This window comes from Arthrobacter sp. Z5-13, assembly GCF_056499105.1.
This window is the reverse complement of record NZ_CP096460.1, coordinates 3384177-3406216: the sequence shown is the minus strand read 5'-3', so window position 1 is coordinate 3406216 and position 22040 is coordinate 3384177. Positions and strand designations below refer to the sequence as shown.

Sequence of the window (22040 nt, the reverse complement as noted above, 5' to 3'; positions counted from 1 at the left end):
CCCAAGCCTCGATGCAAGCTATGACATTTTTGTTTGAGCGGTCGCCTGGGCGGGATCAGAATCAATGAGAGTAGGGGCCCGTCGTAGGGAGAACGGTAAGTTAAAGGTCACAGATGCGAGCATAAACCGACTTTATGGATGCGATAATAACCCTTATGGGTTTATCATCTAAGGGTGGCTACCAAGAGAACGTCCCCAAAGACACAGCGCACTGCACGCACAATCGGCGAGCAGTTGGTTACGTGGCGCAAGCTGCTTGGCCTCACCGCCGAACAGGTAGCCGACCGGGCTGGGCTCAGCCGAAATACGCTTCGCAAGCTCGAACACGGAGAGCTCGGAGTCGGGTTCGAAGCCTTCCTAGATGTGGCACGCGTCCTCGGCCTAAGCGAACAGCTCAATGTGGCCTTCGATCCCTACGAGAGCGACTTCGGTCGGGCACGGGCTGATCAGGAGCTGCCTCAGAGGGTACGCAGATGAGCGTACCCATCGAAGTTGATCTCGACATGGCAACAGGCGCGGTGCACGTTGGCCGTGCGTTCATCACGGCCAAGCGGGGAGTGGATACCACCAACTTCAGTTACGCCCCGGACTACCTTGCCTTGCCCGGCTCCTATGCCATCGATCCGGCCCTTCCTCTCACGGGCGGCAGTCACACCGTGAAAGGAGTGCCCGGAGCATTCGATGATGCCTCTCCGGACCGCTGGGGGCGCCACATCATCACCAAACGGCTCCAGGCGGAGGCCCGTCAGCTCGGAAAAAACCCTGGGACCCTCACCGCACGGGATTTCCTCCTCGGCGTCTCTGACCGTACCAGGCAGGGTGCGCTGCGCTTCCGGCTGGGAGACGGACCCCACCTGAGTGACGGAACCGACGTTCCCAAACTCGTGCAGTTGCCCGAGCTCCGCCAAGCCGCTCGCGACGTCGAGGACCATCCGGATAACCTGAGTGCGCTCAAGAAACTTCTCGACGCCGGAACCGGCAGCCTTGGCGGTGCGCGGCCCAAGGCATCAGTGCAAGACGGCGGTCGCATGGCCATCGCCAAATTCACCCACCAGGGGGACCAATGGGCCGTAATAGCCTGGGAAGCCGCACTGCTGGAGATGGCTGGCACTGCTGGAATCACGGTTCCCAAGCATCAGCTCTTGCACGTCGGCGATACGGATCCCGTTCTGGTACTCGACCGCTTCGACCGGGAGGGGGAGAGAAGGGTTGGCTACGTCTCCGCCATGACGATGCTTCAACAACGCGGCGGCGCCCATGGCGACTACCTCGATCTCCTGGATGTGATCGACGAAAACTCCGAAGATGCCACTGCCGACCGCCAGGAACTCTTCCGGAGGATCGCATTCAACATTGCAGTGAACAACACCGACGACCACCTGCGAAACCACGGCTTCATCCGGGGACGCAGCGGTTGGCGGTTTTCACCTGCTTTTGACGTTAATCCAAACCCCGACACAGGGGCGGAGCGCAGCACTGCAGTTGATGGAGCGACCACTCGGGAGGACGCAATGAAGGCTCTCCTTGCTGCAGCCGAATACTTTGTCTCGCCCAGCCAACGGGACATGATTTTCGGCTCTGTCGCCAACGCACTGAAGTCTTGGCGGGGAGCCGCTGACGCCTGCGGAATACCGCAAGCTGAAGTGGAACTGTTTGCCCCGCTGCTCGACAACCCGCCACAGGGTTTGGACGTCTAAGATGTCCGCACGTTGGTCCTCAGGCCAAAGTGCGGCGGGCCGTTCCACCACTCAGCAGGTCAGCCGCCCGGGCCGGGACCATAGCGAAATGTTCAATAAGTTGAACATTCCTTTGAAAATGCCGATTGATTGATTAAACGAACATGGTGGGGGACCCATCCCGAGCGGATCCCGAGCAGAGTGTGCTGCAGACGGCGCTCCTCCAAGGCTGCTCTCCTCTAGTTGGTGTGTTCCAGCCATCAGTGCCTCAACACGTCGTCATCTCCCCAGGCTTCCTTACCCTTTGTGTGTCCCAGCTGCGGAACTACGCTCACGCATCCACTTGGATCTGCGTGCGGCCAGGTAGAAGCACCACACACTCATGTACGTGCACAGGATCGAGGTGATGATGATGGGGAGGGAAATCTCCCCTACGGAGTATCCGCTGCCGATCAGCACGATGAAGGTGACATCTACTACCAGTGCCACGAAAGCGAAGATCACGCCGGCAATCCGGAGATACCGCGGATTCTGGATCGGCGAAACCGCTGTCAGCGGCGGTGTGTAGCCTTCCGGGTATCCCCAAGGGCCGTACTTCTCGTCCCAATCCTTGGGCCTCCCGGTGAAGGACTTTCCCTGCTCGTATCTATCGTTCATGCTCATCCTTCGGATTTGTAGGTGGAAGTTGGGTGTCGCCGGCCTAGACGCCAAAAACCCCCGCCCGGACGCGCCGGACGGGGGTTCTTGAAGGACGATCAGCTCTGCGTAGCGGCGGCTGTTCCGACGACAGCGATGACTACGATGATGCCGATAACTACGGATGCATAGCCGATGACCAGGCCGGCGATAGCGAGGCCGCGGCCGCCTTCACCCGTGGTCTTGATCTGGTTCAGGGCGATGTGCCCGAGGATGATGCCGAGCAGGCTGATGAAGAACGATGAAATCAGTGACGCGATAGCCAGCGTGTTGGTCTTGGCCGGAGCGGGTGCGGGCGCGTAGCCCTGGTACTGCGGAGTGCTCATGAATGATGCCTTTCAAATTTCCGAATGATGGGTCCCCCCGGCCCGCACATTGCGGAGCGGCAAGCATAATTTATCAAACAATTGGGTCAGCGAATATCCATCAGGCCAGCGAAGATGTCTGGGCTTAATATTTCTCGCGGAAAGCGCTGCAGTCTGAGTACTGCGGCCCGGATTAACGTCGGGCACCGTGCGCCGCGTGAACGGCGGCGCACGGTGGGCCCAGCGGGCTAAATCCGCGCGGATTCCTTCTCGGCGCGGGCCGTCTTGTAGGACTCCCAGAAGGTGGCCCCGGTGATGTTGAGGGGCTTCGGGTCGAAGACGGGGTCGAGGCCAAGCTTCTCCTGCCGCTCGAAGTCGTGGAGCGCCTTGAGGGCTGGCTTCTGCAGGATCAGGATACCCACGATGTTGAGCCAGGCCATGAGGCCGACGCCGATATCACCCATCACCCACGCGTCGGCGGCCGTGTTGACGCAGCCGTAGGCGACGGCGATGAGGATCAGCACCTGCAGGGCCATGGTGGTCACACGTCCCACGCTGGCACGGATGCCTGGAATCATCTTGTTCGAGGAGTTGCCCACGAGGAAGCGCAGGTTGGTCTCCGCCATGTAGTAGTAGGCGATGACCGTGGTCAGGCAGAAGAAGATCAGCGTGATGGCGATGAAAGCTGCACCAACGCCGGGGAAGACGGAGTCGAATCCGGTCTGCACGAACTGAGGACCCACAGTGGCCGTGGCCGACAGCAGGCCGCCCTCGGCGAGGATCTCACCGTCTTCGGAGCCTCCCGAGAATACGCGATAGGCTCCGGTCGAGAGGACCAGGAAGCCGGTGGCCGAGCACACGAACAGCGTGTCGATGTAAACCGCGAAGGCCTGGACCAGGCCCTGCTTCGCCGGGTGCGACACTTCAGCGGCGGCAGCGGCATGGGGACCCGTTCCCTGGCCGGCCTCGTTCGAGTAGACGCCGCGTTTGACGCCCCACATCACGGCCAGGCCAATGATGGCGCCGAGGGCCGAATCCATCCCCAAGGCACTGCGGAACACCAGCGCGAGGATTTCCGGCAGTTGAGCGGCATTGATGAAGACGACGATCAGGGCGAGGAAGATGTAGCCGACGGCCATAAACGGCACCACAAATGAGGCGACGCTGGCGATGCGCTTTACGCCGCCAATAATCACAAACGCAAGGAGGATAACGGAGCCAACGGCCACCATCCATGGCTCGATGGTCCATGCGCCGCCAATTGCGGTGGCCATCGAGTTGGCCTGGACACCCGGCATCAGAACGCCACAGGCCAGAACGGTCACGGCCGCGAAAACGTACCCATAGATCTTGAAGAACCCTGCGCCCTTGGTGTGGGCGAGTGCGCGGGAGAAGTAGTAAGCCGGACCGCCGCGGTATTCGCCGGTCAGCGGGTCGCGAGTCTTGTAGATCTGGCCGAGGGTTGACTCGACGAACGACGTCGACGCGCCCAAGAAGGCGACAACCCACATCCAGAACAAGGCGCCCGGTCCGCCGAAGGCGATCGCGGTAGCGACGCCGGCGATGTTGCCGGTGCCGACACGGCCGGACAGGGACATCGCCAGAGCCTGGAATGAGGAGACGCCCGAGGCGGACTTCTCACCCCGGACCAGCTGCAGGATCATTCCCTTGACGTGCCGGACCTGCAGGAAGCGTGTGCGGATTGAGAAGTAGACGCCGGTGGCGAGGCAGAGATAGACAAGCCAGTCGCTCCAGATCACGTTATTGATGGCGGATAGGACGTCGCTCATAAGTGTGGGTTCCCTCCAGGAAGAGCGCGGGTGATGCGATTGGTGCTGCGCGCGGCCACTGGACGCAGTGGCGTGCACCACAGCAAAACCTGTGAAGCTTCTCACACCGTAAAGGTGCTAGTCCATTTGGCCTTGCCCGGGAAACCCCGTTTACACGTCCGGGTTTCGTTCCCCTTTTATCGCGGAGCCGCCTACTTCGGAGCCTTGGGCGGCAGCCCGGCCACATGGGCGTAGGCCTTCGAAATCCATGCCCTTTCCCTTGCGGAGTCATCGCCGCCGTCGCCGTTCCACATTTCCGGCAGCCCGACGTAGCCGCCCATGGGGCGTTCAGCAGGACTAAACGGAACAGTCCGCTCGGTGGACTCGAGTTCGGCACGGTCGGCCTCGGAAAGCTTGACCCCGATGGTGGGGCCGAACAGGCCGGCGAACATATTGCCGTTGACGAAGGCGCCCAGATTGCCGAACATCGGCTTGACCACAACGTCGGCGTCCTGCGGCAGGACGGAGCGGAAGTGTTCCTTGTCGGCGTCGGACGCCTTTGGCATCTGCATGTGGCATTCTCCCTGGGCTGCGAAATGCGGGCTACGCGTGGACTTGCTTGCAGGATATGCCTGTCAGAATGCCGGGTACAGGCCCGGCTGCCCTGTTTACAAGGGGCGTGGGTGGAGGCAGATAAGAAGGGCCCTTCCGGCAATTGATAAACCTCCGCGACGCGCCCGGGCGGGGAGGGTTAAGCGTCGCTGGAGATTCTCGTGTAGAGTCGTTTTTGTTGTTGTGTTTTTAGCAGTTCGTAGTTCAGGCAGTACGCGCGGTCGAAAGTCCGCGTTCTTCTGAAGTAGCGGTTTTGAACACCCCACACCGGAGGACCCGAAAGTCGGGACTTTTCCTCCACCTTCACGAAGGACAAAAATAATGGCTACTGGTACCGTCAAATGGTTTAACGCTGAAAAGGGCTTCGGCTTCATTTCCCCCGATGACTCCTCACAGGACGTTTTCGCACACTACTCTGCGATCGCTTCCTCCGGCTTCCGCTCACTCGAAGAGAACCAGAAGGTCTCCTTCGAAACCGAGCAGGGCCCCAAGGGTCCTCAGGCCGTAAACATCCAGGCTCTCTAAGACTTAGCTTATAGCTAACTCTTCTGAGTCCGGAGCCGTAAAGGTTTCGAGCAGGGCCGGTCATTGACCGGCCCTGCTTTTGTTTAACCTGCTTTTGTTTAACCCGGATGTTCGATCACGGCGGCTCATCCTGAACCACTGATCATGCGGATCGTTTGAGTTAGCCACCTCCTGGAAGGACCGGCCCAGATCCTCGCCCTCGTGGAACAGGCAGACAAAGTCCCCCTGCGGTGTCTCCATGTGGCTGACCACTTCCCGCGTCAGCCCCATCCGCTCACGGGAACGCCGGTGATCCTCCTCGCGGGGGCCGTGGATCTCCTCGATGAGCGACTTCCACTCGTCCAGCCTCCCGGGCAGGACCGGAGCGAACCACGTGATGCATTCCATGACATTGTCCTTCCATGAAGTTGCTTCGCCACTCGCCGCTGTGCGGTCTCAACGCAGCACCGCACCTGCATAGTAGTCCTGTGAAATGCGCCGGGATAGAGCCGCGGGAACGCGCTGTTGGTGAAGCCTCCCCGAATGAAATCAGCCCTCGAGCAGCAGGGAAAGTTCGACGTCGACCTCGTCTCCGGCGCGGATGCCCGCCACCTTCCTGACCGCCTTTTTCACCGGCAGAAGGTACGAGTTGGTCTTGGTATCCGGGAACACCGAAGTGGACCAGCGGTGCCCGCCGATGGAAGCGCTAACCCTTACAGAACCAAAGCCCTTGCGGAAAGCTGCCGAGTCCTCCCGGAGATGCTCCGCCAGGTCCTGTGGAAGCGTGACGAAATGCCACCCGGCTTCCTCAGGAAGATGCCACAGCTCGCCCCGGAACTCGTATGACGCGCCCACGCCTTACTTCTTCTTCCTCTTTTTCCGGTGCGGCTGGACGCGCTGGTGTCCCTTGGCATGCGCTATCGCAGCTGCGGCGGCGGCTTCCGCATGGGGATCTTTTTGGCTTCCGGGGTTGGACATGGCCGGAAGACCCTTGGCTGCACGGCGCTCGGCGAGGGCCTTCGCGGCGGGGGATCCCGGCGTCGGCATCCGGCGGATCACAAAGAACTGCTGCCCCATGGTCCAGAGGTTGGTGGTGGTCCAGTAGATCAGGACGCCGATAGGGAAGTTGATGCCGCCCACCCCGAACACCACCGGCAGGATGTAGAGCATCATCTTCTGCTGCCGCATGAACGGGCTGGCCATGGCCTCTTCGGACATGTTCTTGGCCATGATCTGCTTCTGGGTGATGAACTGTGTGGCTGTCATGGCCAGAATCATCACGATAGTCAGGGCCGTGACCGCCACATTCTCGAAGCCGCCGTGCAGCAACGCGGACGTCAGCGGCGCGCCCAGGATGCTGGAGGCATCAAACTGCGCCACCTGCTCCGGGCTCATGGCACCGATGCCCTCGCCGCGCTGTTTCGCTGGGCTGATTCCGGCGAGCACCGTAAAGAGTGCGAAGAAGAACGGCATCTGGATCAGCAGGGGAAGGCAGGCCGAGAAAGGGTTGGTGCCGTGCGTCTTGTACAGGGCCATCTGCTCCTGCGCCATGGCCTGGCGGGACAGCTGGTCCTTTTTGCCTTTGTACTTGTCCTGCAGTTTTTTCAGGTCGGGTTGCAAAAGCTGCATTCCGCGCTGTGCCTTGATCTGCTTGACGAACACCGGGATCAGGGCGGCGCGGATCACCAGCACCAGCCCGATGATGGAAAATGTCCAGGTCCAGCCGCTGGCCGGAGGCATTCCGATGCTGCTCAGGCCCTCGTGGAAGCCGACCATGATGACGGACACCAGCCACTGGAACGGAAACATAATTGTTTCAAACAGGTCCATACGTTATCCCTAATCGCTAAGCCGCAGGCGGCCGACGGAAGGCGTCATAACGTGAGCCTAGCCCAGCAGCTGTCCGCATGGTTGGACTCGGGCCGGGGGAGTGGCGGGTGGCTGATTCGGTTGCGTGGACTCGGACGTGTGGCCGGGCATTTGCGCCCAAGCGCATCAAGCGATTTCCGCGAGGAACTTCGCGCCGGTGCGGGCGCCGTCGGCCTCTCTGAGCCGTTGCCCCACGGTGGCGGCCCCAAGGTGCAGGCTCTCCGAGTCTGCAGCCGTCCTGAGGGCACTGGCAATCTCCTCCACCGACGCCGAAGGCTTGATCAGCAGCCCTGCGCCGGCGTCCTGCACAGCCTTGCCCACCATCCGCTGATCGAGCAACGGATGCATCGGGGCGATCACCAGCGGCAGGTTGTGCGCCAGTGCCAGCATGGTGGTGGCGTGCCCGCCGTGTCCGAGCACCGCAACGCAGTCAGGCATGACTTCCCGGTGCGGAACATAGCTGTGCGCGGTGACGTTTGCCGGTGCCCAGATTCTGTCGGCGTTGATGGCGGGTCCGGTTGTGAGGATCACGTCGAGCGGCAGGTCCGCCACCGCATCCAGGGCCTTCTGCATAAATGCTTCCTGCCCGTTGAAGGCAGTGGTGCTTAAGCTGACCAACACCCGTGGCGTGGAACCGGGGGAGGGAGCGGGAGCCGGGCGGTCGACGTCGACCACTGCTCCCGACCACACCACCCTCCCGTTCCGGTCACCTGCCCCCTTCCTGCCTGGGCGCCCGGCTGGATCGAGCTGCCGGTCCGCGCACACCAGGATGCGGTTGGCCCGTCTCATCACCCGGCGTGGGCCCAACCGCCGAAGTGCCAGCATCGCCGTGATCGGCGTCCGGCGGAACGGGCCGTCGAAGAAGGCATAGAAGCTGTGCACCAGCGCCACGGTGTAAAGCCCGGCCTTTGCGGCGGCATCGAGGGCGCCCAGCAGCAGGCAATCGACCACCACCACGTCCGCCCGTTCCCTCCGGGCTTCCTCCACCACGTCCTGGGCAATTCCCGCGTCGGTGAAGACGGACACCAGCATGGAGATCTGTTGCAGTGTGGGCAGCTGCTCCGCCAGGGCCATCCTTGGCGAGTGGCTGTACGGCCGGAACTCGGCGCCGGATGCCCTGATCGCAGCTTCCTGCCGGGGATGCCCGATGAAGCGGACCCGGTGACCGAGGCTGACCAGTTCGCGGGAGATCCCGACGGCGGGAGGCAGGTTCCCGCCGGCGTCGAGCGTTGCGAAGAGGAAGGTAGCCATTGCATTCTCCTGGCGTCAGGAACGGCACAACCGGTGGGCAAATCGTAGTCCTTCAGCCGCATCAAGGGCAGAGTCGACGGAAAAGGGGCCGTTCCTGGGCAGCGCTTGCGAAGCTCAGGATCCTGTGGTCCGGCTGCCACAAAATCGGCGGATATGATCGAATCATGCCCGGACCCGTAGAAGTTCTTGGTCCCATCCTGGAACTCATGACCTGGGTGGGCTTCATCCCTGGCATCCCGCTGCTGATCGCTGGTTGGGTGCTGGCCAGACGCCGCTGCCCTTGGACGGTGACCACTGCAGAGGTTGTGGAAGCCGGAGGATTCAAGGGCTTCCGCTGGTCCGACGGGGACGACACCTCACACCTCTCCCTCCTCACCGCGGAGGAAACGAAAGGCCTGGAGACAGGCAGCGAAGTAGCGCTCCATTACGACGTATGCCACCCCGGCAGATGGAGCCTAGACCCGCACCGGCACGACAACACCATCACGACCATCGGGTGGATCCTGACCGCGACAGGGATGGTCTGCACCCTTGCCGGGTTTGTTCTGCTGATGTTCTAAGAACAGCAGAAAATTTGAGAGCAGAATTCACTGGCTGGACATTCATAGTTTGTTTTTGCCAGCACTGTCATAGACGAAATGCTATGTACCATTGTTAACCATAAAACCGGTCGGATGGATTGTTTCAGCTTTGCTCCAATCAATTGGCATCAAGTAAGAGATACCTCTCGACTAAAGGCTGGCGGCGAGCTCCGGGCCTAGGAATCCCTTCAGCAGGGCCCAAGACTGAAAGTTTGTTAGGACAAATTCAGTACTAATAGAAGCAAACTTACTTTCTCGAAACTGCTAAGTTCCCTTACATTATGGTCCGCCTTGTTAGCGTTAATCAAAAAATTGACAGTGCCTCGTTTGCCTCTACTATTCATACATGGGGGGAAGCAAATTACAGAGCCTTCAGCTGTGAATGATGCGACCCGAAGAATCATCGGGGTCGCGTTCGTGCCCTGATCCGTACCGTCAGGTGGTAGTCAGTTGAACCTTTTTCGCAACCCGCTGAGTTTTCGGAAGGTCCGGGGCGATGTGCCCCGTGCGGATAGTCCTCCAAAAGGGTCAGGAAAGCAGCGGGGTCTCGCGGCTGGTGTGGTTACTGTTATTTCGGCTTTGACTCTCGCATTGCTTCCGGCGGGTGTGGCGAATGCAGCTCCCGTATATGAGCTCCAAGCAGACTGGGAGACCGGAACTCCCGCCTCTGTCACTTCTGGAGATGTTGTCACCGGCATTTGGCGCTTGAATGTCAATGACGACGCCGCCGCTCCATCGAATGCCCCGGTCGAAAACGTCACCTTCACGGCGACAGTTTCCAACGGGCGGTTCGACTCTGTCCCGAGCCTGTGTCTGACCACCGGCGTAACCCCGGTCTCCTCCATCTCGGCCGACGGCACCACGCTTACCTGCAACCTTGGCACCCTTGATCAGGGCACTGCCGTCGTAATCCAGACGCCTGTAGTGGCGGATGGCCCCACAGGCAGCCAGATCACCGCAGCGGGCGCTATCGGAGGCCAGACTGCCGACTTGAGCCCCATCAACATCGTCAACACCTTCGGAATGGACATGCGCTGGGGCGTTGGCACGCCTAACTTCGTGGCTGGTAGCGGCTACTTCGGGATGGACTTCAACTGGACTCTGAGCAAGGACAAAGGCAGTGAGCCGGGTCCGCAGAGCATCACCTATAACCTCAACATCTCTTCCCCCCAGGGTGGAGCGGTTCAGGTTGACCCTCAGGGCTGCACTCCCTTCCAAGGTCCGCCCCGGGCCGACGGACACCCGTGGTCAGGTGGAACCCAGCCTGCGAACCAAATGACCTCACCGGCCGGCACATGTGTGATCACGCAAACGGGCGCGAACACCTTCCAGCTGACCATCACAGGCATCGACTACGAACCAGCCAACCCGCCAACCCTTGATTCGGCAGGCAACCGGCTGCCGGTCGACCAAGTGGCGCTGGCGTCAGGGTCGATCTGGATCCGCGTTCTCACATCGGCGTCAGGGTCGGCCGTACTCTCCTCGGATGCGCCCACTTACACGTCAACGGCAGCACAGACGGCCCAGGACGATCCAGCCAACAACACCGAGTCCAAGGCCTGGACAACACCAGGTCTCTACTCATCAGGTTGGGGCCGGGGTTACACCGGCAACGGCGGCACCCAATGGGACGACACCTACCGGGTGGCGGCAGGAACTACGGTCGGCCAGTACATGGACACCGGTATGCAGCTGCACGGCGAACGACCAGCCGATCGGCAGGTTGGAATGTGCTCAGCGCTGGACACCAGGCACGTTACCTTTGCCGGATGGCACTGGGGCCAGCCCGGTGCTGCCGGCATCGGCACAACAACCGAGTTTTACGTCGGGAACGACGCCACCTTGGACCCAACCAGCGTCAGCTATGACCCGAACGCCTTCAACTGTGGAACTGTGGGCGGCTGGACCACCACGCAGCCCGCGGACCTAACCACGGTCAAGGCCATGCGCATCACAGGAACCCAGGCGCAATTCAACGAGTTCTCCAACTACCCACACATCACCCCGGTGATCACCCAGACGATCAAACCGACCACTCCGGCCGGGACTGACGTGTGGTCGTTCTTCTCCGGCATCGTCGATGCACCGCTGAATAACTGGTGGAACGGCACCGGATGCATAACGCCCACGCCCGGATCGCGGTACCCCTGCACCACAGGCTTCCGCGACGTCCTCCGGATCGTGACTGCCACGCCGGCTATCAGCAAGTCCGTTGACCGGAGTGTTGTGAGCCCCGGTGCCCCCGCCTCCTACACTCTCAACTATTCGGCAAACGGCGCCGGCACCATCCCGGCAACCGTGGATGGCTACCAGATCGTCGACACACTGCCTTCGGGAGTGACTTATGTCGCCGGTTCAGCCACGCCGGAACCTGCCGTGACCATCAATGGTTCCGGCCAGCAGGTGCTGACCTGGACATTGAACGGGGTGGGTACAAACGCCGATCACGCACTGACCTACCAGGCAGTTGCCGACAGTACGGTTACCCCCGGGCAGACGCTCACCAACTCTGCAACTGCCTCGTTTGGCGGTATTACAACAGGGCCGGCAACGGCGCAGGTGACGGTTGCAACCGACGGGTTCACTTCGATCGGTAAGACCGCTGACGAGGCGTTCATTCCAAACCTCAACGGCGACGGCGTTGGCGCCGGCTCGTGGACTGTCACGATGAAGTCTTTCGACCCGTTGCCGCAGGCCTTCACGGACACCATCGACATCCTGCCCTTCAACGGTGATGGCCGTGGCACCTCTTACAGCGGCTCCTACGCGCTGACTGGGGTCACTGCCATTGCAGGGTCCACGGTGTACTACACGACGGCCGATCCGGCCTCACTGAGCGATGACCCCGCCGGTGCAGCGAACGGCACCGCAGGCAACGTCGCAGGGAACACGGTGGGCTGGACTACTGTCCAGCCGGCGAACCCAACCGCGGTCCGTGTAATCGGGCCGGCGCTGGCACCTGGTGCAACGCAGGCCTTCACGGTTGCGATCCAGACCGCCGGTGTGACCGGTGGGGATGTTCTTGTGAACCGTGCCCAGGGCCGGGCCGAGCACACCGAACTGGTGATGCGCACCTCGGCGTCAATCAGTGTCGCGAACTTCTACTCGGCGTCGCTGAAGAAGGAAGTCAGGGATATAAATGGTGTCTGGCACGATGCGAACGACGCCGTGGACTATCCGACGTTCCGCACGGGCGATACCGTCCCGTACCGGATCACGGTCACGAATATGGGGCAGGGAACTCTGACCAATGTTGTTGTCGCCGATGACAGGTACCCGGCCGAGGGCGGCTTCACCATTGCCTCCCTGGCTCCGGGCGCGACGCAGACCCACGAATTCGAAATCACGTTGGGTGCAGGTGTGGCGTCGACGTTTGTGAACACGGCCTCGGCAACGGCGGACACCCCTGCCGACTCGCAGGTACCTCCGAGCATCAACTCCGATGCCGCCGGTATTGAGGTTGCCAACTACACCACGGTGAAGTCCTCCGACCCCGCTTCCGGTTCCACGGTTGTGCCCGGCCAGGTGGTTACCTACACGGTGAACGTAACGCAGACCGGCTCCGCTCCTGCCAACGCTGTACTCACCGATAACCTCGGTGCTGTTCTGGATGACGCCACCTACAACAACGACGCCGTCGCCTCTGTAGGCACTGTCTCTGTGGTTGGTAGCGGACTGTCCTGGAACGGCACGATCCCGGTTGGTGAAACGGCCACCATCACGTACTCGGTGACGGTCAATACGCCCCCGGCAGGAGACCAGATCCTGACTAACGTCGTAACCTCCCCGGGATGTGTTCCGGTCGAGGGTCAAACTCCGGGCTGCACCACCACCCACCCGGTGGGCGCTTACACGGTGGACAAGTCCTCGGACCCGGCTTCCGGTGCCACGGCCACCCCGGGTCAAAAGATCACCTACACGGTCACCGTGGCCCAGACCGGTCCCGGTGCCCTGACGGGGGTGAGCATCAGCGATGACCTGTCAGCTGTCCTGGACGATGCCACGTTCAACAACGACGCCACGGCGTCCGCGGGAACAGTGAATGTCACCGCACCCACCCTGGTCTGGACCGGGGACCTCCCCGTGGGTGCCGTCGTCACCATCACGTACTCCGTCACCGTCTCCCCACAGGGCGCCGGCGATGGAACCATCACCAACACAATCACCGCCGAAACACCCGGCGGGACCACCAGGAACCGCAGCACCACGCACTATGTTTCGGACCTGACTGTGACCAAGAGTGTTGATCCGGAATCCGGTACAGCGGTATCCGCCGGCAAGCAACTGACCTACACTCTGACATTCAAGAACACCGGAACCGGCCCGTTCGCCGTGGACTACACCGATCTGATGGCCGGTGTGCTCGATGACGCTGACGTGATCAAGGCTCCCGTATCCTCGGATCCGGCCCTGGCCGCCTCGGTCATAACGAACGGCGCGTTCACCATCAGCGGTGAACTCGCAGCCAACCAGACTGTGACGGTGACTTACACCGTGCAGGTCAAGGCAGACGGCGCCCGGGGAGACAACACCTTGGCCAACTTTGTGTTCCAGACTGGCGGCCAACCAGCGGCGGCGTGTGGAACGGGTGATCCCCTCTGCACCACCAACCCGATCACCACACCGGCCGCACCGGCACCGTTGGCCAACACCGGCGCCACTGTCACCGGAGCAGCACTGCTTGGGCTGCTCGCACTGCTCACTGGTGCGGTTCTGGTTGGTGTCCGGCGGCGCCAGCTAATCCAAACCCAGGCAGCACAAACAGAGGAAGGTGCAGCCACCCGAATCTAAAGCTTCGGTCACCACTGCCCCCGATGTTGCGGTGACCGGAAGCGGCTCTGATAGTAAGCAGCCGTAACAACAGGTGCAGGCTCCCCTTTGAGACAGGGGAGTCTGCACCTGTTTTAACGCTGGCGGACCCCTTCAGGAGCCAATGCTGCACTGACGTTCACGCCCCAGCCACCGGCGGTTCACTCCTGCCATCAAGGATGAACGCATGACTGCTTTCACCCGCCGAAACATCCTCAAAGGTGCCCTTGCCGCCGCCGGTGCCGCCGCCGTCGTTCCCGTCGCTGCTTCGGGTGGGGCCTCCACCGCCTACGCTGCCCGGCCCGCCGCCGTCGCGCTGGTCCGCAACCGGCTGCTGCTCCCGTCCGGGATCGCCACCGGCGATGTGACGGCCGATTCCGGTGTCCTCTGGTCCCGCGCGTCGGGCCCCGGCCGGCTGGTGGCCAGCCTGCTGGCGGTCGACGACGGCGGGCAGCCCCTCCGCGGCGGCCGCGCCTTCCATCGGGTGCTGCGGGGGAGTATCGCCAGCGAAGCCACGGACTTTACGTCGAAGATCAACGCCCAACACCTCCCAAGCGGCACCCGGTTCGCCCTGACCATGCACTTCGAGGATCCCGAAGGCAACGCCGGGGAAACCGCGCAGGGATCCTTCAGTACGGCCCCCGGTTCCAACAGGAACGGCCTCGGCGCGATTGCCAGCCGGACACGCCGCGGGCAGAGCTTCGTCTGGTCCGGCGACACCGCGGGCCAGGGCTGGGGCATCAACGAGGACATCGGCGGAATGCGCGGCTACGCTGCCATGCACGCCACACGCCCCGACTTCTTCATCCACTCCGGCGACACCATCTACGCAGACGGACCCATCGCCGCCCAGGTGACCGAGCAAGACGGGCAGGTCTGGCGGAACCTGGTCACTGAGGAAGTATCCAAGGTGGCCGAGACGCTCAACGAGTTCCGCGGCCGGCACCGCTACAACCTGATGGACCGCAACGTACGCGCCATGTATGCGGACGTTCCGGTGATCGCCCAGTGGGATGACCACGAGACCACCAACAACTGGTATCCGGGGGAGATCCTCACCGATTCCCGCTACACCGAACGCCGCGTGGACGTGCTTGGCGCCCGGGGCCGCCAGGCGTGGCAGGAGTACCAGCCGATCGCGGAGGTGAGCGACGGGAGTACCGGCTTCGAGCCCGCCCGCATCTACCGCAAGATCTCCCGCGGCCCGCAGCTGGACATCTTCTGCCTGGACATGCGCACCTTCAAGGACCCGAACAGTGACGGCAAGGAAACGCACCTCACCCACATCCTGGGCCAGGAGCAGGCGGACTGGCTCATCAAGGAGGTCAGCCGGTCCAAGGCCACGTGGAAGGTCATCTCGGCCGACCTGCCGCTGGGACTGATCGTGCCTGATGGCCCGGTGAACCAGGAGTCCCTCGCAAACCGCGACGGCGGAGCACCCCTGGGCAAGGAACTCGAGATTGCGGGTGTACTGTCGGCGTTCAAGCGCAACCGGGTTAAGAACGTGGTGTGGCTGACGGCGGACGTCCACTATTGCGCCGCCCACCACTACTCGCCGGAGCGTGCGGCGTTCCAGGACTTCGACCCGTTCTGGGAATTTGTGGCTGGGCCCATCAATGCCGGAACATTCGGCCCCGGCCAGCTGGACGGCACCTTCGGACCCGAGGTGGCTTTCTTCAAAGCCGGAGCCTACGCCAACGAATCCCCGCGCAGCGGCGAAAGCCAGTACTTCGGCCACGTGGACCTGAGCGAGGACGACGTCTTCACTGTCAGCCTGCGCAATGCCAACGGCGGCGTCCTCTGGAGCAAGGAACTGCACCCGGTGCGGTAACTTCTTGAGTTACCGCCTATCCATTTTGGCTCAGGGTTTCACGCCATCCGGGTTGGCGACTTTGCCGTTTTTGATGTTGATGGTTGCCCCGGGAGTAAAGGTCTCGCAATAGCCTCTTTCCCGGACGCGGATGACATAGCTGTATTCGGTACCGTCGGACAATTGCACGTCGATGGTGCATAAACTCTTCTGTTGGTACGACTTAACGACTTCAGCGGTCCCTGTGTAGGAGCCCTGTTCACGCTGCTCGATGATTCCGATTACGAGGAGGTACGCGATGATTCCGCCCAAAACCGTGTAGACGATGATGCGCGCCACAACTGATTTGCCCTTTCGCTTTCGCGTTGGACGTACAGGGGCTATAGGTTCGTTCATGCCAGCGGATCTTCTCGAGTCGGTTCACAAGGGCAAGGCGGTGGAGTCATTAGCCCAGATTACTGGGGCGCTTCGTAACGTCAGTGACCCGCTAGGCTAGGCTCCGGACACTTTGGGGGTTGGCAGTGCGGAATAGCGGTTTCTCAAGCATTAGGACGTTCCGGTCAAAGGGCTGGGGAGTGGCGTTTCTCGCCATTTTGCTGTCATCGGGGTTGGCAGGGTGCACGTCCGGCGGGCCACCTCCGGAACCGACGGCGACGGCGACACCCACCGCCACCGCAGCCGGGGCGGCGCTTGCCAATCCAGGAAAGCCGTCACTGGCAGGTGCCACGGTTACTGATTCTTTCGGCAATGCAGACTTCTACACCACTGTCCCCGGTGACACCTCGGAATCGGTGGCTGCCTTCTTTGGCATCTCCGAGGCGAAACTCATTGAGTTCAACGGCATGGAGCCTGGGACCCCGCTAAGCCCAAACATGAAGCTTCGCCTCTTCCCCGCTCCGGGGCCGATCTTCGGCGCGAAGGGCGCTGCTACGTTTGACGCGGACGGCATTCCCGACAGCTACGTGATCGAAGCTGATGACACACTGGACGGCATCACCTACCGGTTCGGACTTACCAGGGAGCAGCTGGCGGAAGCGAACAAAGTTCCATTCGTCTATGAACAGGGCAACCAGTATTTTGTCCGTGCAGGGAAGCACATCCAACTGCAGAAGAACCCGGTGGACAGCAGATCCGGTAAGGGAAAAAAGGTCACCAACTCTTTTGGTAAGACTGTCACTTACACCACCGTCGACGGCGACTCCTTCGACAGTCTCGGCTACGAATTCAGATCCACTACTGCGCAACTGCTGCAATATAACCCTTCCCTGGTGCCAGACAAACCGATTCCCTCGGGCACCAAAGTGAACCTGATGGCTGGCGAACAAAAGATCGACGGCGCCCAAGGTACCTTCACTGCCGATGCCGAGGGGATTCCTCTCACCTACACCACTGCCCCGGGAGACAGCGAGACGCAGATAGTGCTCCGTTTCGGCCTGACGGGGCTGGCGGACCTGGCATCGGCGAACCGCCCGCTCGTCCCCGGCGCCGGAGTCTGGTACGAATCCGTCGGCCCGCCGTCAGGGGAGCTCGTGCCGGGACAAACCATCAGCCTCGCTTTGAATAAACCGATCAACAAGTAGTGTTCTAGTGCGTCGAGTACTGGGCAATGATCACGCCCGTCGTCGTCGTGATTGAGCGCTCCAGAATCAGATCCACCCGCTGGCCCTCATCAAACAACTTGGTGCCGGAGCCGAGCAGGATCGGGTGGATCTGCAGAATGTATTCATCAATCAAGCCGTCTGCCTGCAGGGTCCGGACGAGCTCTCGGCTGCCCAGGATGGTGAGGTCGCCGTCGTCGTTCTCATGAAGCGCGGCAACAGTCTGGGCGGCCTCGCCGGCGAGCAGAGTCGAGTTGGGGTAGTCCAAAACAGTGTCCGAGGACCTGGAGACGACGTACTTCTGCGAGTTCAACAGCACAGACGTAAACGGGTTGGGCTCAGGCGTCGATGTCCAGAAGTCCAGCAGGTCCTTGTACGTGCGGTGGCCAAAGAGGAGAGAGCCGCCAGCAGCCATTCCCTCCGCCGCGAAGTTCATGGAAACAGAGTCCTGATAGCCGTTGGCCCACCCGCCATGTTTGAATCCACCACGGGTGTCCTCGTCCGGTCGCCCCGGCCCCTGCATAACTCCGTGGAGGGTGACACTCTGGAAAACGTTGATCTTTGCCGCTGTCTTCTCCACATCAACTGGCCCTGCGGCGCGGAACCCGCGGATTCATTCTGAAGCCTGAAAGGGACGGGCCCTTCCCCAGTGCAATGAGGAAGGGCCCGTCCGGCTTCGGTCACGCGGCTTCTGTCACGTCTACGGCGTGGGACTGCCGCCGTTGACGTTCAGGGTCTCGCCGATCACGAAACTCGATTCCGGTGACGCCAGGAACACGTAAGCGGGGGCGAGCTCTGCGGGTTGCCCGGCACGGCCCAGGGGAGTGCTCTGCCCGAACTCGGGGAGCTCTTCCTTGGGCTGGCCACTGCTCACCTGCAGCGGGGTCCAGATGGGTCCGGGCGCCACAGCGTTCACGCGGATGCCCTTCGGGGCCAGTTGCTGCGCCAGGCCCTTGGTGAAGTTGTTGATGCTGGCCTTGGTGGTGGCGTAGTCCAGCAGCGTGGGCGACGGGTTGTACGCCTGGACCGACGTCGTGTTGATGATGGCGGAGCCGGCAGGCATGTGCGGCACGGCGGCCTTGGTCAGCCAGAACATGGCGTAGACGTTGGTCTTCAGCGTGTGGTCAAACTGCTCGTCGCTGATCTCGCCGATGTCCTCCTGCGCCACCTGCTTACCCGCGTTGTTCACCAGCAGGTCCACGCCGCCAAGCTCGCGCACGGCTGTATCCACCAGATCCCGGCATACCGCTGCATCCTTCAGGTCACCAGGAACCTTGACGGCCTTGCGGCCCGCCTTCTCGATCAGGTTGGCGATGCGCGTGGCGTCTTCTTCCTCTTCGGGAAGGTAGGAAAGTACGACGTCGGCACCCTCCCTCGCGAAGGCAATGGCCGTCGCTGCGCCGATGCCTGAGTCCGCGCCAGTGACGATCGCCTTCCGGCCGTCCAGGCGGCCGGTGCCGCGGTAGGTGTCCTCGCCCAGATCGGCCTTCGGGATCAGCTTGGCGTCGAGCCCGGGCTCGGGCTGGTGCTGCTTGGGCGGTTCGATGTGCTCATAGGCTGTGACAGGGTTCTGGAACGTGTACTGATCGGTCATGGTGCTCCTCCGCAAAGATTGGTCTGAACACGGACTGTGGCTGGAATCCAGCCGTTCAGCATGACGCTAAGCATGCTTACCTTTCAAGGGTAGCGAGAGTGCTCCGATGCCGCAAAGAGGGCGGAACGAAGGCCTCGCGGTATGAACATCTGTGCAAGCGGAGTGAACGGACCGCGCCATAAGCTTGCACCCACTGGTCCTACCCGTCAGTAACTTTGGGGCAAAAGACGGGACCGGGTGTTGATGCGGGTTGCCTGCCGCGGGCAGTTTCATGCCGCACATTCGTGCAAGTGCCATCGAAAAAGCGGCCAGGTTGCCTAGCATCGAAACACCCAATCCTCGATGACGAGGCTCACAATCCGGCCCGTCCGCAGTTCTCGCCACCCACGCCAACAGACACTAAAACGATGAGGTTTCAATGTCGCTCCCTAAAACCCTGTCCAGCAAATCACCCCTGAAGAAGATCATGTCCTTCGCTGCCGGCCTCGTTCTGGCTGCCTCCCTGACTGCGGCTCCCGCCCAGGCCGCCGTCGTCGAGATTTCCCCTCCGGGCGCCAATGACTGGTCCTGTAAGCCGAGCGCTGAACACCCCTACCCGGTCATCCTGGTTCCCGGAACGTTCGAGAGCATGGTCAAGAACTGGAGCACACTGTCGCCGTATCTCAAGGATGCCGGCTACTGCGTCTTCGCCCTCAACTACGGTGAGACGAACGGCGTATATGCAACAGCGCCGGTGGCTGACTCTGCGAGGGAACTGGCTCCGTTCGTGGATGCCGTCCGTGCAGCGACCGGAGCCAAAAAGGTGAACCTGGTGGGCCACAGCCAGGGCGGGATGATGCCGCGTTACTACATGGGCTTCCTCGGCGGAGCGAAGTACGTCAACCAGCTCATCGGCATTGCCCCGTCCAACCACGGCACTGAGGGTGCGATCAGTCCGCCGCCAAGCTTCCTCCCGGAGCCCGATTTCGTCTACTTCGGCTGCGCAGCCTGTGCCGATCAGCAGGCCGGCTCGGCGTTTATGCAGACGCTGAACTCGATCGGCGACACCGTGGCGGGCCCCTCTTACACAGTGATCTCCACCAGGTACGACGAGATTGTTATTCCGTATAACAGCCAGTTCCTCGCCGGCCCGGCCCGCCAAGTCACCAACATCACCATCCAGGACAAGTGCCCCGCAGACGTGTTCGAACACGACCAGACGCCCAACGATCCCGTAGTCCACCAACTGGTCAGCCACACCCTCGGCAGGACTTCAGGACCCGCCGATCCCGCGTATCAGCCGCGCTGCCTCTAATGGGTAGTTGGGGAATGGGCGGAACGTAACCCGCGGCGCCGTCGTTGTACCAGCGCCACCCCGCCGCGAAAAGCAGCCCAACAATAGGACACCATGAGCCAGCGCACCATTGTCATCACCGGAGCCAGCGACGGCATCGGCGCAGCAGCCGCGGGCGCGTTGAGCCGGGCAGGGGAGCGCATTGTCGTCGTCGGGCGTTCACCGGAGAAGACGCAAGCGGTGGCCAAAGAGCTCGACGCTGACTACTTCCTGAGCGACTTCGCAGACCTCTCGCAGGTCAGGGAGCTTGCCGCGGCGCTGAGGAGCAACTATCCAACCATCGACGTCCTGGCCAACAACGCCGGCGGCATCATGGGCAAGCGCGAACTGACAGTGGACGGCTACGAGAAGACCTTCCAGGTGAACCATCTTGCCCCGTTCCTGCTGACCACCCTGCTGATGGACGTGCTCGCGGCCAGCCGGGCCAGCGTCATCAACACCTCAAGCGCGGCCAACGGCTATGGCAAGCTGGACCTCACCGATCTGGACTCGTCCCGCAACTACTCCACCAACCGCGCCTACGGCACCGGCAAGCTCGCAAACATCCTCTTCACCAGCGAACTCCACCGCCGCTTTGGCGTTGACGGAACCATTGGGGAGGGGGCAACCCCGGGAATTACGACGGCGGCGTTCCACCCCGGCGTTGTGGCCACCAACTTCGCGGCCGAGTCCACGAGCCCTTTCAGGCACGCCTACAAGACGATCCTGAACCGGTTCCTCCTCACCCCGGAGCAGGGCGCGGATACACTCGTCTGGCTCGCAACGTCGAAGCCTGGGGAGGACTGGGTCTCGGGCGCGTACTACGCCAAGCGGGCTCTGTCGAAGGCAAACACGCAGGCCTACGACGCCGAGCTGGCGCGCGAGCTCTGGGTCCGCAGCGAGCAGATGGTCCAGGCAAAGAATTTCTTCTAGCCTTCGCAGCCGATGCCGTCGTTGTCGTTCCCATCGAGTCCATAAATATCCGATCCCACAACTCTGACAGGACCCTGGACGTACGCCGGACCGTTGCCGCTTCCGCCGGCACAGTCAACGTCCGATGCAATCGGAACACATGCCCCCGAGTAGTTGGGGTCGCAGTTCCCGGGTGCGGGAGCAGGTGCGGGAGCCGGTGGCGGTACAGCCGCTTGCCGCGCTGCCGCATCCGCAGCAGCCTGCGCTGCTGCGGCGTCCTGTGCCGCCTTGTCTGCAGCTGCCTTCTCCGCCGCAGCTGCCTCTGCTGCTGCCTTTTCAGCGGCGGCCTTGGCTGCTGCCTCCGCAGCCCGCTTATCTGTCAGGTCCTTGGAAGCGGAAGCCTCAAGCCACACCAGCTTGCCTGCCTGGTCGATGGTGCAGATGTAGCTTTCCGTGGACTGCGACTTTTTGCTCGCCTCAGAGCTGCAACCGGTGCCGGCAATCTTGCTTTCGCTAGGGGAGGGCGTGGATTCAGGGGCCGCAGAGGAAGTGTCTTCCTTTGAAAGACTGCCTGCAGGTGAGCCACCGCATGCACTGAGTGCAGTGATCATGGCCAGTGCACAGACCGGAAGTAGAGCGGAGCCTTGCCCGCGGGAAATCTGACGAGTATTCATTTATGCCCCAGTTTTTTATTGCGCCACGATGCGAGGTGTGAGCTGAGTCTAGACCTACTCATTCGCCG

Annotated in this window: 21 protein-coding genes; 9 read left to right on the top strand and 12 right to left on the bottom strand. The window is 61.9% G+C overall.

Annotated features, from left to right (window positions below; translation table 11 throughout):
• Window positions 1-174 precede the first annotated feature (174 nt).
• On the top strand, window positions 175-477 hold the full coding sequence (locus M1E02_RS15870) for a helix-turn-helix domain-containing protein (protein WP_479375176.1): 303 nt from the start codon (window positions 175-177) through the stop codon (window positions 475-477).
• Complete coding sequence (locus M1E02_RS15865; protein ID WP_479375175.1) at window positions 474-1697, top strand: type II toxin-antitoxin system HipA family toxin; 1224 nt, start codon at window positions 474-476, stop codon at window positions 1695-1697. Before M1E02_RS15870 ends, M1E02_RS15865 begins: the two co-directional genes overlap by 4 nt.
• 276 nt (window positions 1698-1973) lie before the next feature.
• Here the strand turns inward: M1E02_RS15865 and M1E02_RS15860 are convergent, their stop codons facing one another.
• From M1E02_RS15860 to M1E02_RS15845, 4 genes are all read right to left on the bottom strand, one after another.
• Window positions 1974-2333 (bottom strand): hypothetical protein, encoded by a 360-nt coding sequence (locus tag M1E02_RS15860; protein WP_479375174.1) that lies wholly within the window; start codon window positions 2331-2333, stop codon window positions 1974-1976.
• Between the two features lie 98 nt (window positions 2334-2431).
• Window positions 2432-2698: a DUF4190 domain-containing protein gene (locus M1E02_RS15855; protein WP_479375173.1), complete on the bottom strand. Its 267-nt coding sequence runs from the start codon at window positions 2696-2698 to the stop codon at window positions 2432-2434.
• Window positions 2699-2925: 227 nt separating this feature from the next.
• Complete coding sequence (locus tag M1E02_RS15850; RefSeq protein WP_479375172.1) at window positions 2926-4467, bottom strand: alanine/glycine:cation symporter family protein; 1542 nt, start codon at window positions 4465-4467, stop codon at window positions 2926-2928.
• 191 nt (window positions 4468-4658) lie between these two features.
• On the bottom strand, window positions 4659-5018 hold the full coding sequence (locus tag M1E02_RS15845; protein ID WP_479375171.1) for a TfoX/Sxy family protein: 360 nt from the start codon (window positions 5016-5018) through the stop codon (window positions 4659-4661).
• A 361-nt stretch (window positions 5019-5379) separates the two neighbouring features.
• Here M1E02_RS15845 and M1E02_RS15840 point away from each other — a divergent pair, with 361 nt between their 5' ends.
• Entirely contained in the window at window positions 5380-5583 is a 204-nt protein-coding gene (locus tag M1E02_RS15840; RefSeq protein ID WP_024365339.1) for a cold-shock protein, read from the top strand.
• A gap of 60 nt (window positions 5584-5643) precedes the next feature.
• Here the strand turns inward: M1E02_RS15840 and M1E02_RS15835 are convergent, their stop codons facing one another.
• From M1E02_RS15835 to M1E02_RS15820, 4 genes are all read right to left on the bottom strand, one after another.
• On the bottom strand, window positions 5644-5970 hold the full coding sequence (locus M1E02_RS15835; protein WP_479375170.1) for a hypothetical protein: 327 nt from the start codon (window positions 5968-5970) through the stop codon (window positions 5644-5646).
• A gap of 141 nt (window positions 5971-6111) precedes the next feature.
• The gene (locus tag M1E02_RS15830) at window positions 6112-6417 is read right to left on the bottom strand and encodes a DUF1905 domain-containing protein (protein WP_479375169.1); all 306 of its coding nucleotides are present in this window, start codon (window positions 6415-6417) and stop codon (window positions 6112-6114) included.
• Between the two features lie 3 nt (window positions 6418-6420).
• Window positions 6421-7392 (bottom strand): membrane protein insertase YidC, encoded by a 972-nt coding sequence (gene yidC, locus M1E02_RS15825; RefSeq protein ID WP_479375168.1) that lies wholly within the window; start codon window positions 7390-7392, stop codon window positions 6421-6423.
• A 165-nt stretch (window positions 7393-7557) separates the two neighbouring features.
• Complete coding sequence (locus M1E02_RS15820) at window positions 7558-8682, bottom strand: glycosyltransferase (protein WP_479375167.1); 1125 nt, start codon at window positions 8680-8682, stop codon at window positions 7558-7560.
• A 164-nt stretch (window positions 8683-8846) separates the two neighbouring features.
• On the opposite strand from M1E02_RS15820, the gene M1E02_RS15815 reads away from it, so the two are divergent.
• The 3 genes from M1E02_RS15815 to M1E02_RS15805 all read left to right on the top strand — a co-directional run bounded on the left by M1E02_RS15815 (window position 8847) and on the right by M1E02_RS15805 (window position 15903).
• The gene (locus M1E02_RS15815; protein WP_479375166.1) at window positions 8847-9242 is read left to right on the top strand and encodes a hypothetical protein; all 396 of its coding nucleotides are present in this window, start codon (window positions 8847-8849) and stop codon (window positions 9240-9242) included.
• A gap of 600 nt (window positions 9243-9842) precedes the next feature.
• The gene (locus tag M1E02_RS15810) at window positions 9843-14054 is read left to right on the top strand and encodes a DUF7927 domain-containing protein (RefSeq protein WP_479375165.1); all 4212 of its coding nucleotides are present in this window, start codon (window positions 9843-9845) and stop codon (window positions 14052-14054) included.
• A gap of 205 nt (window positions 14055-14259) precedes the next feature.
• Complete coding sequence (locus M1E02_RS15805; protein ID WP_479375164.1) at window positions 14260-15903, top strand: alkaline phosphatase D family protein; 1644 nt, start codon at window positions 14260-14262, stop codon at window positions 15901-15903.
• A 30-nt stretch (window positions 15904-15933) separates the two neighbouring features.
• Here the strand turns inward: M1E02_RS15805 and M1E02_RS15800 are convergent, their stop codons facing one another.
• Window positions 15934-16278, bottom strand: a complete 345-nt coding sequence (locus M1E02_RS15800) for a hypothetical protein (RefSeq protein WP_479375163.1) — start codon at window positions 16276-16278, stop codon at window positions 15934-15936.
• A 179-nt stretch (window positions 16279-16457) separates the two neighbouring features.
• Between M1E02_RS15800 and M1E02_RS15795 the strand changes: the two genes are divergently transcribed.
• Window positions 16458-17462 carry a LysM peptidoglycan-binding domain-containing protein gene (locus M1E02_RS15795; protein WP_479375162.1) on the top strand — a complete coding sequence of 335 codons (1005 nt, stop codon included), beginning with the start codon at window positions 16458-16460 and terminating at the stop codon, window positions 17460-17462.
• A 4-nt stretch (window positions 17463-17466) separates the two neighbouring features.
• On the opposite strand, the gene M1E02_RS15790 is transcribed toward M1E02_RS15795, so the two are convergent.
• Both M1E02_RS15790 and M1E02_RS15785 read right to left on the bottom strand, forming a co-directional pair.
• The gene (locus tag M1E02_RS15790) at window positions 17467-18060 is read right to left on the bottom strand and encodes a dihydrofolate reductase family protein (protein WP_479375161.1); all 594 of its coding nucleotides are present in this window, start codon (window positions 18058-18060) and stop codon (window positions 17467-17469) included.
• A gap of 120 nt (window positions 18061-18180) precedes the next feature.
• A complete protein-coding gene (locus M1E02_RS15785; protein WP_479375160.1) occupies window positions 18181-19074 on the bottom strand; it encodes a glucose 1-dehydrogenase in 894 nt (297 codons plus the stop codon).
• 418 nt (window positions 19075-19492) lie between these two features.
• Here M1E02_RS15785 and M1E02_RS15780 point away from each other — a divergent pair, with 418 nt between their 5' ends.
• Together M1E02_RS15780 and M1E02_RS15775 are read left to right on the top strand one after the other, a co-directional pair.
• Window positions 19493-20368, top strand: a complete 876-nt coding sequence (locus M1E02_RS15780) for an esterase/lipase family protein (RefSeq protein WP_479375159.1) — start codon at window positions 19493-19495, stop codon at window positions 20366-20368.
• A gap of 93 nt (window positions 20369-20461) precedes the next feature.
• Window positions 20462-21319: an SDR family NAD(P)-dependent oxidoreductase gene (locus M1E02_RS15775; RefSeq protein ID WP_479375158.1), complete on the top strand. Its 858-nt coding sequence runs from the start codon at window positions 20462-20464 to the stop codon at window positions 21317-21319.
• Here M1E02_RS15775 and M1E02_RS15770 read toward each other — a convergent pair.
• Window positions 21316-21972, bottom strand: a complete 657-nt coding sequence (locus M1E02_RS15770; RefSeq protein WP_479375157.1) for a hypothetical protein — start codon at window positions 21970-21972, stop codon at window positions 21316-21318. The two genes, M1E02_RS15775 and M1E02_RS15770, sit on opposite strands and share 4 nt — an antisense overlap.
• Window positions 21973-22040: the final 68 nt, after the last annotated feature.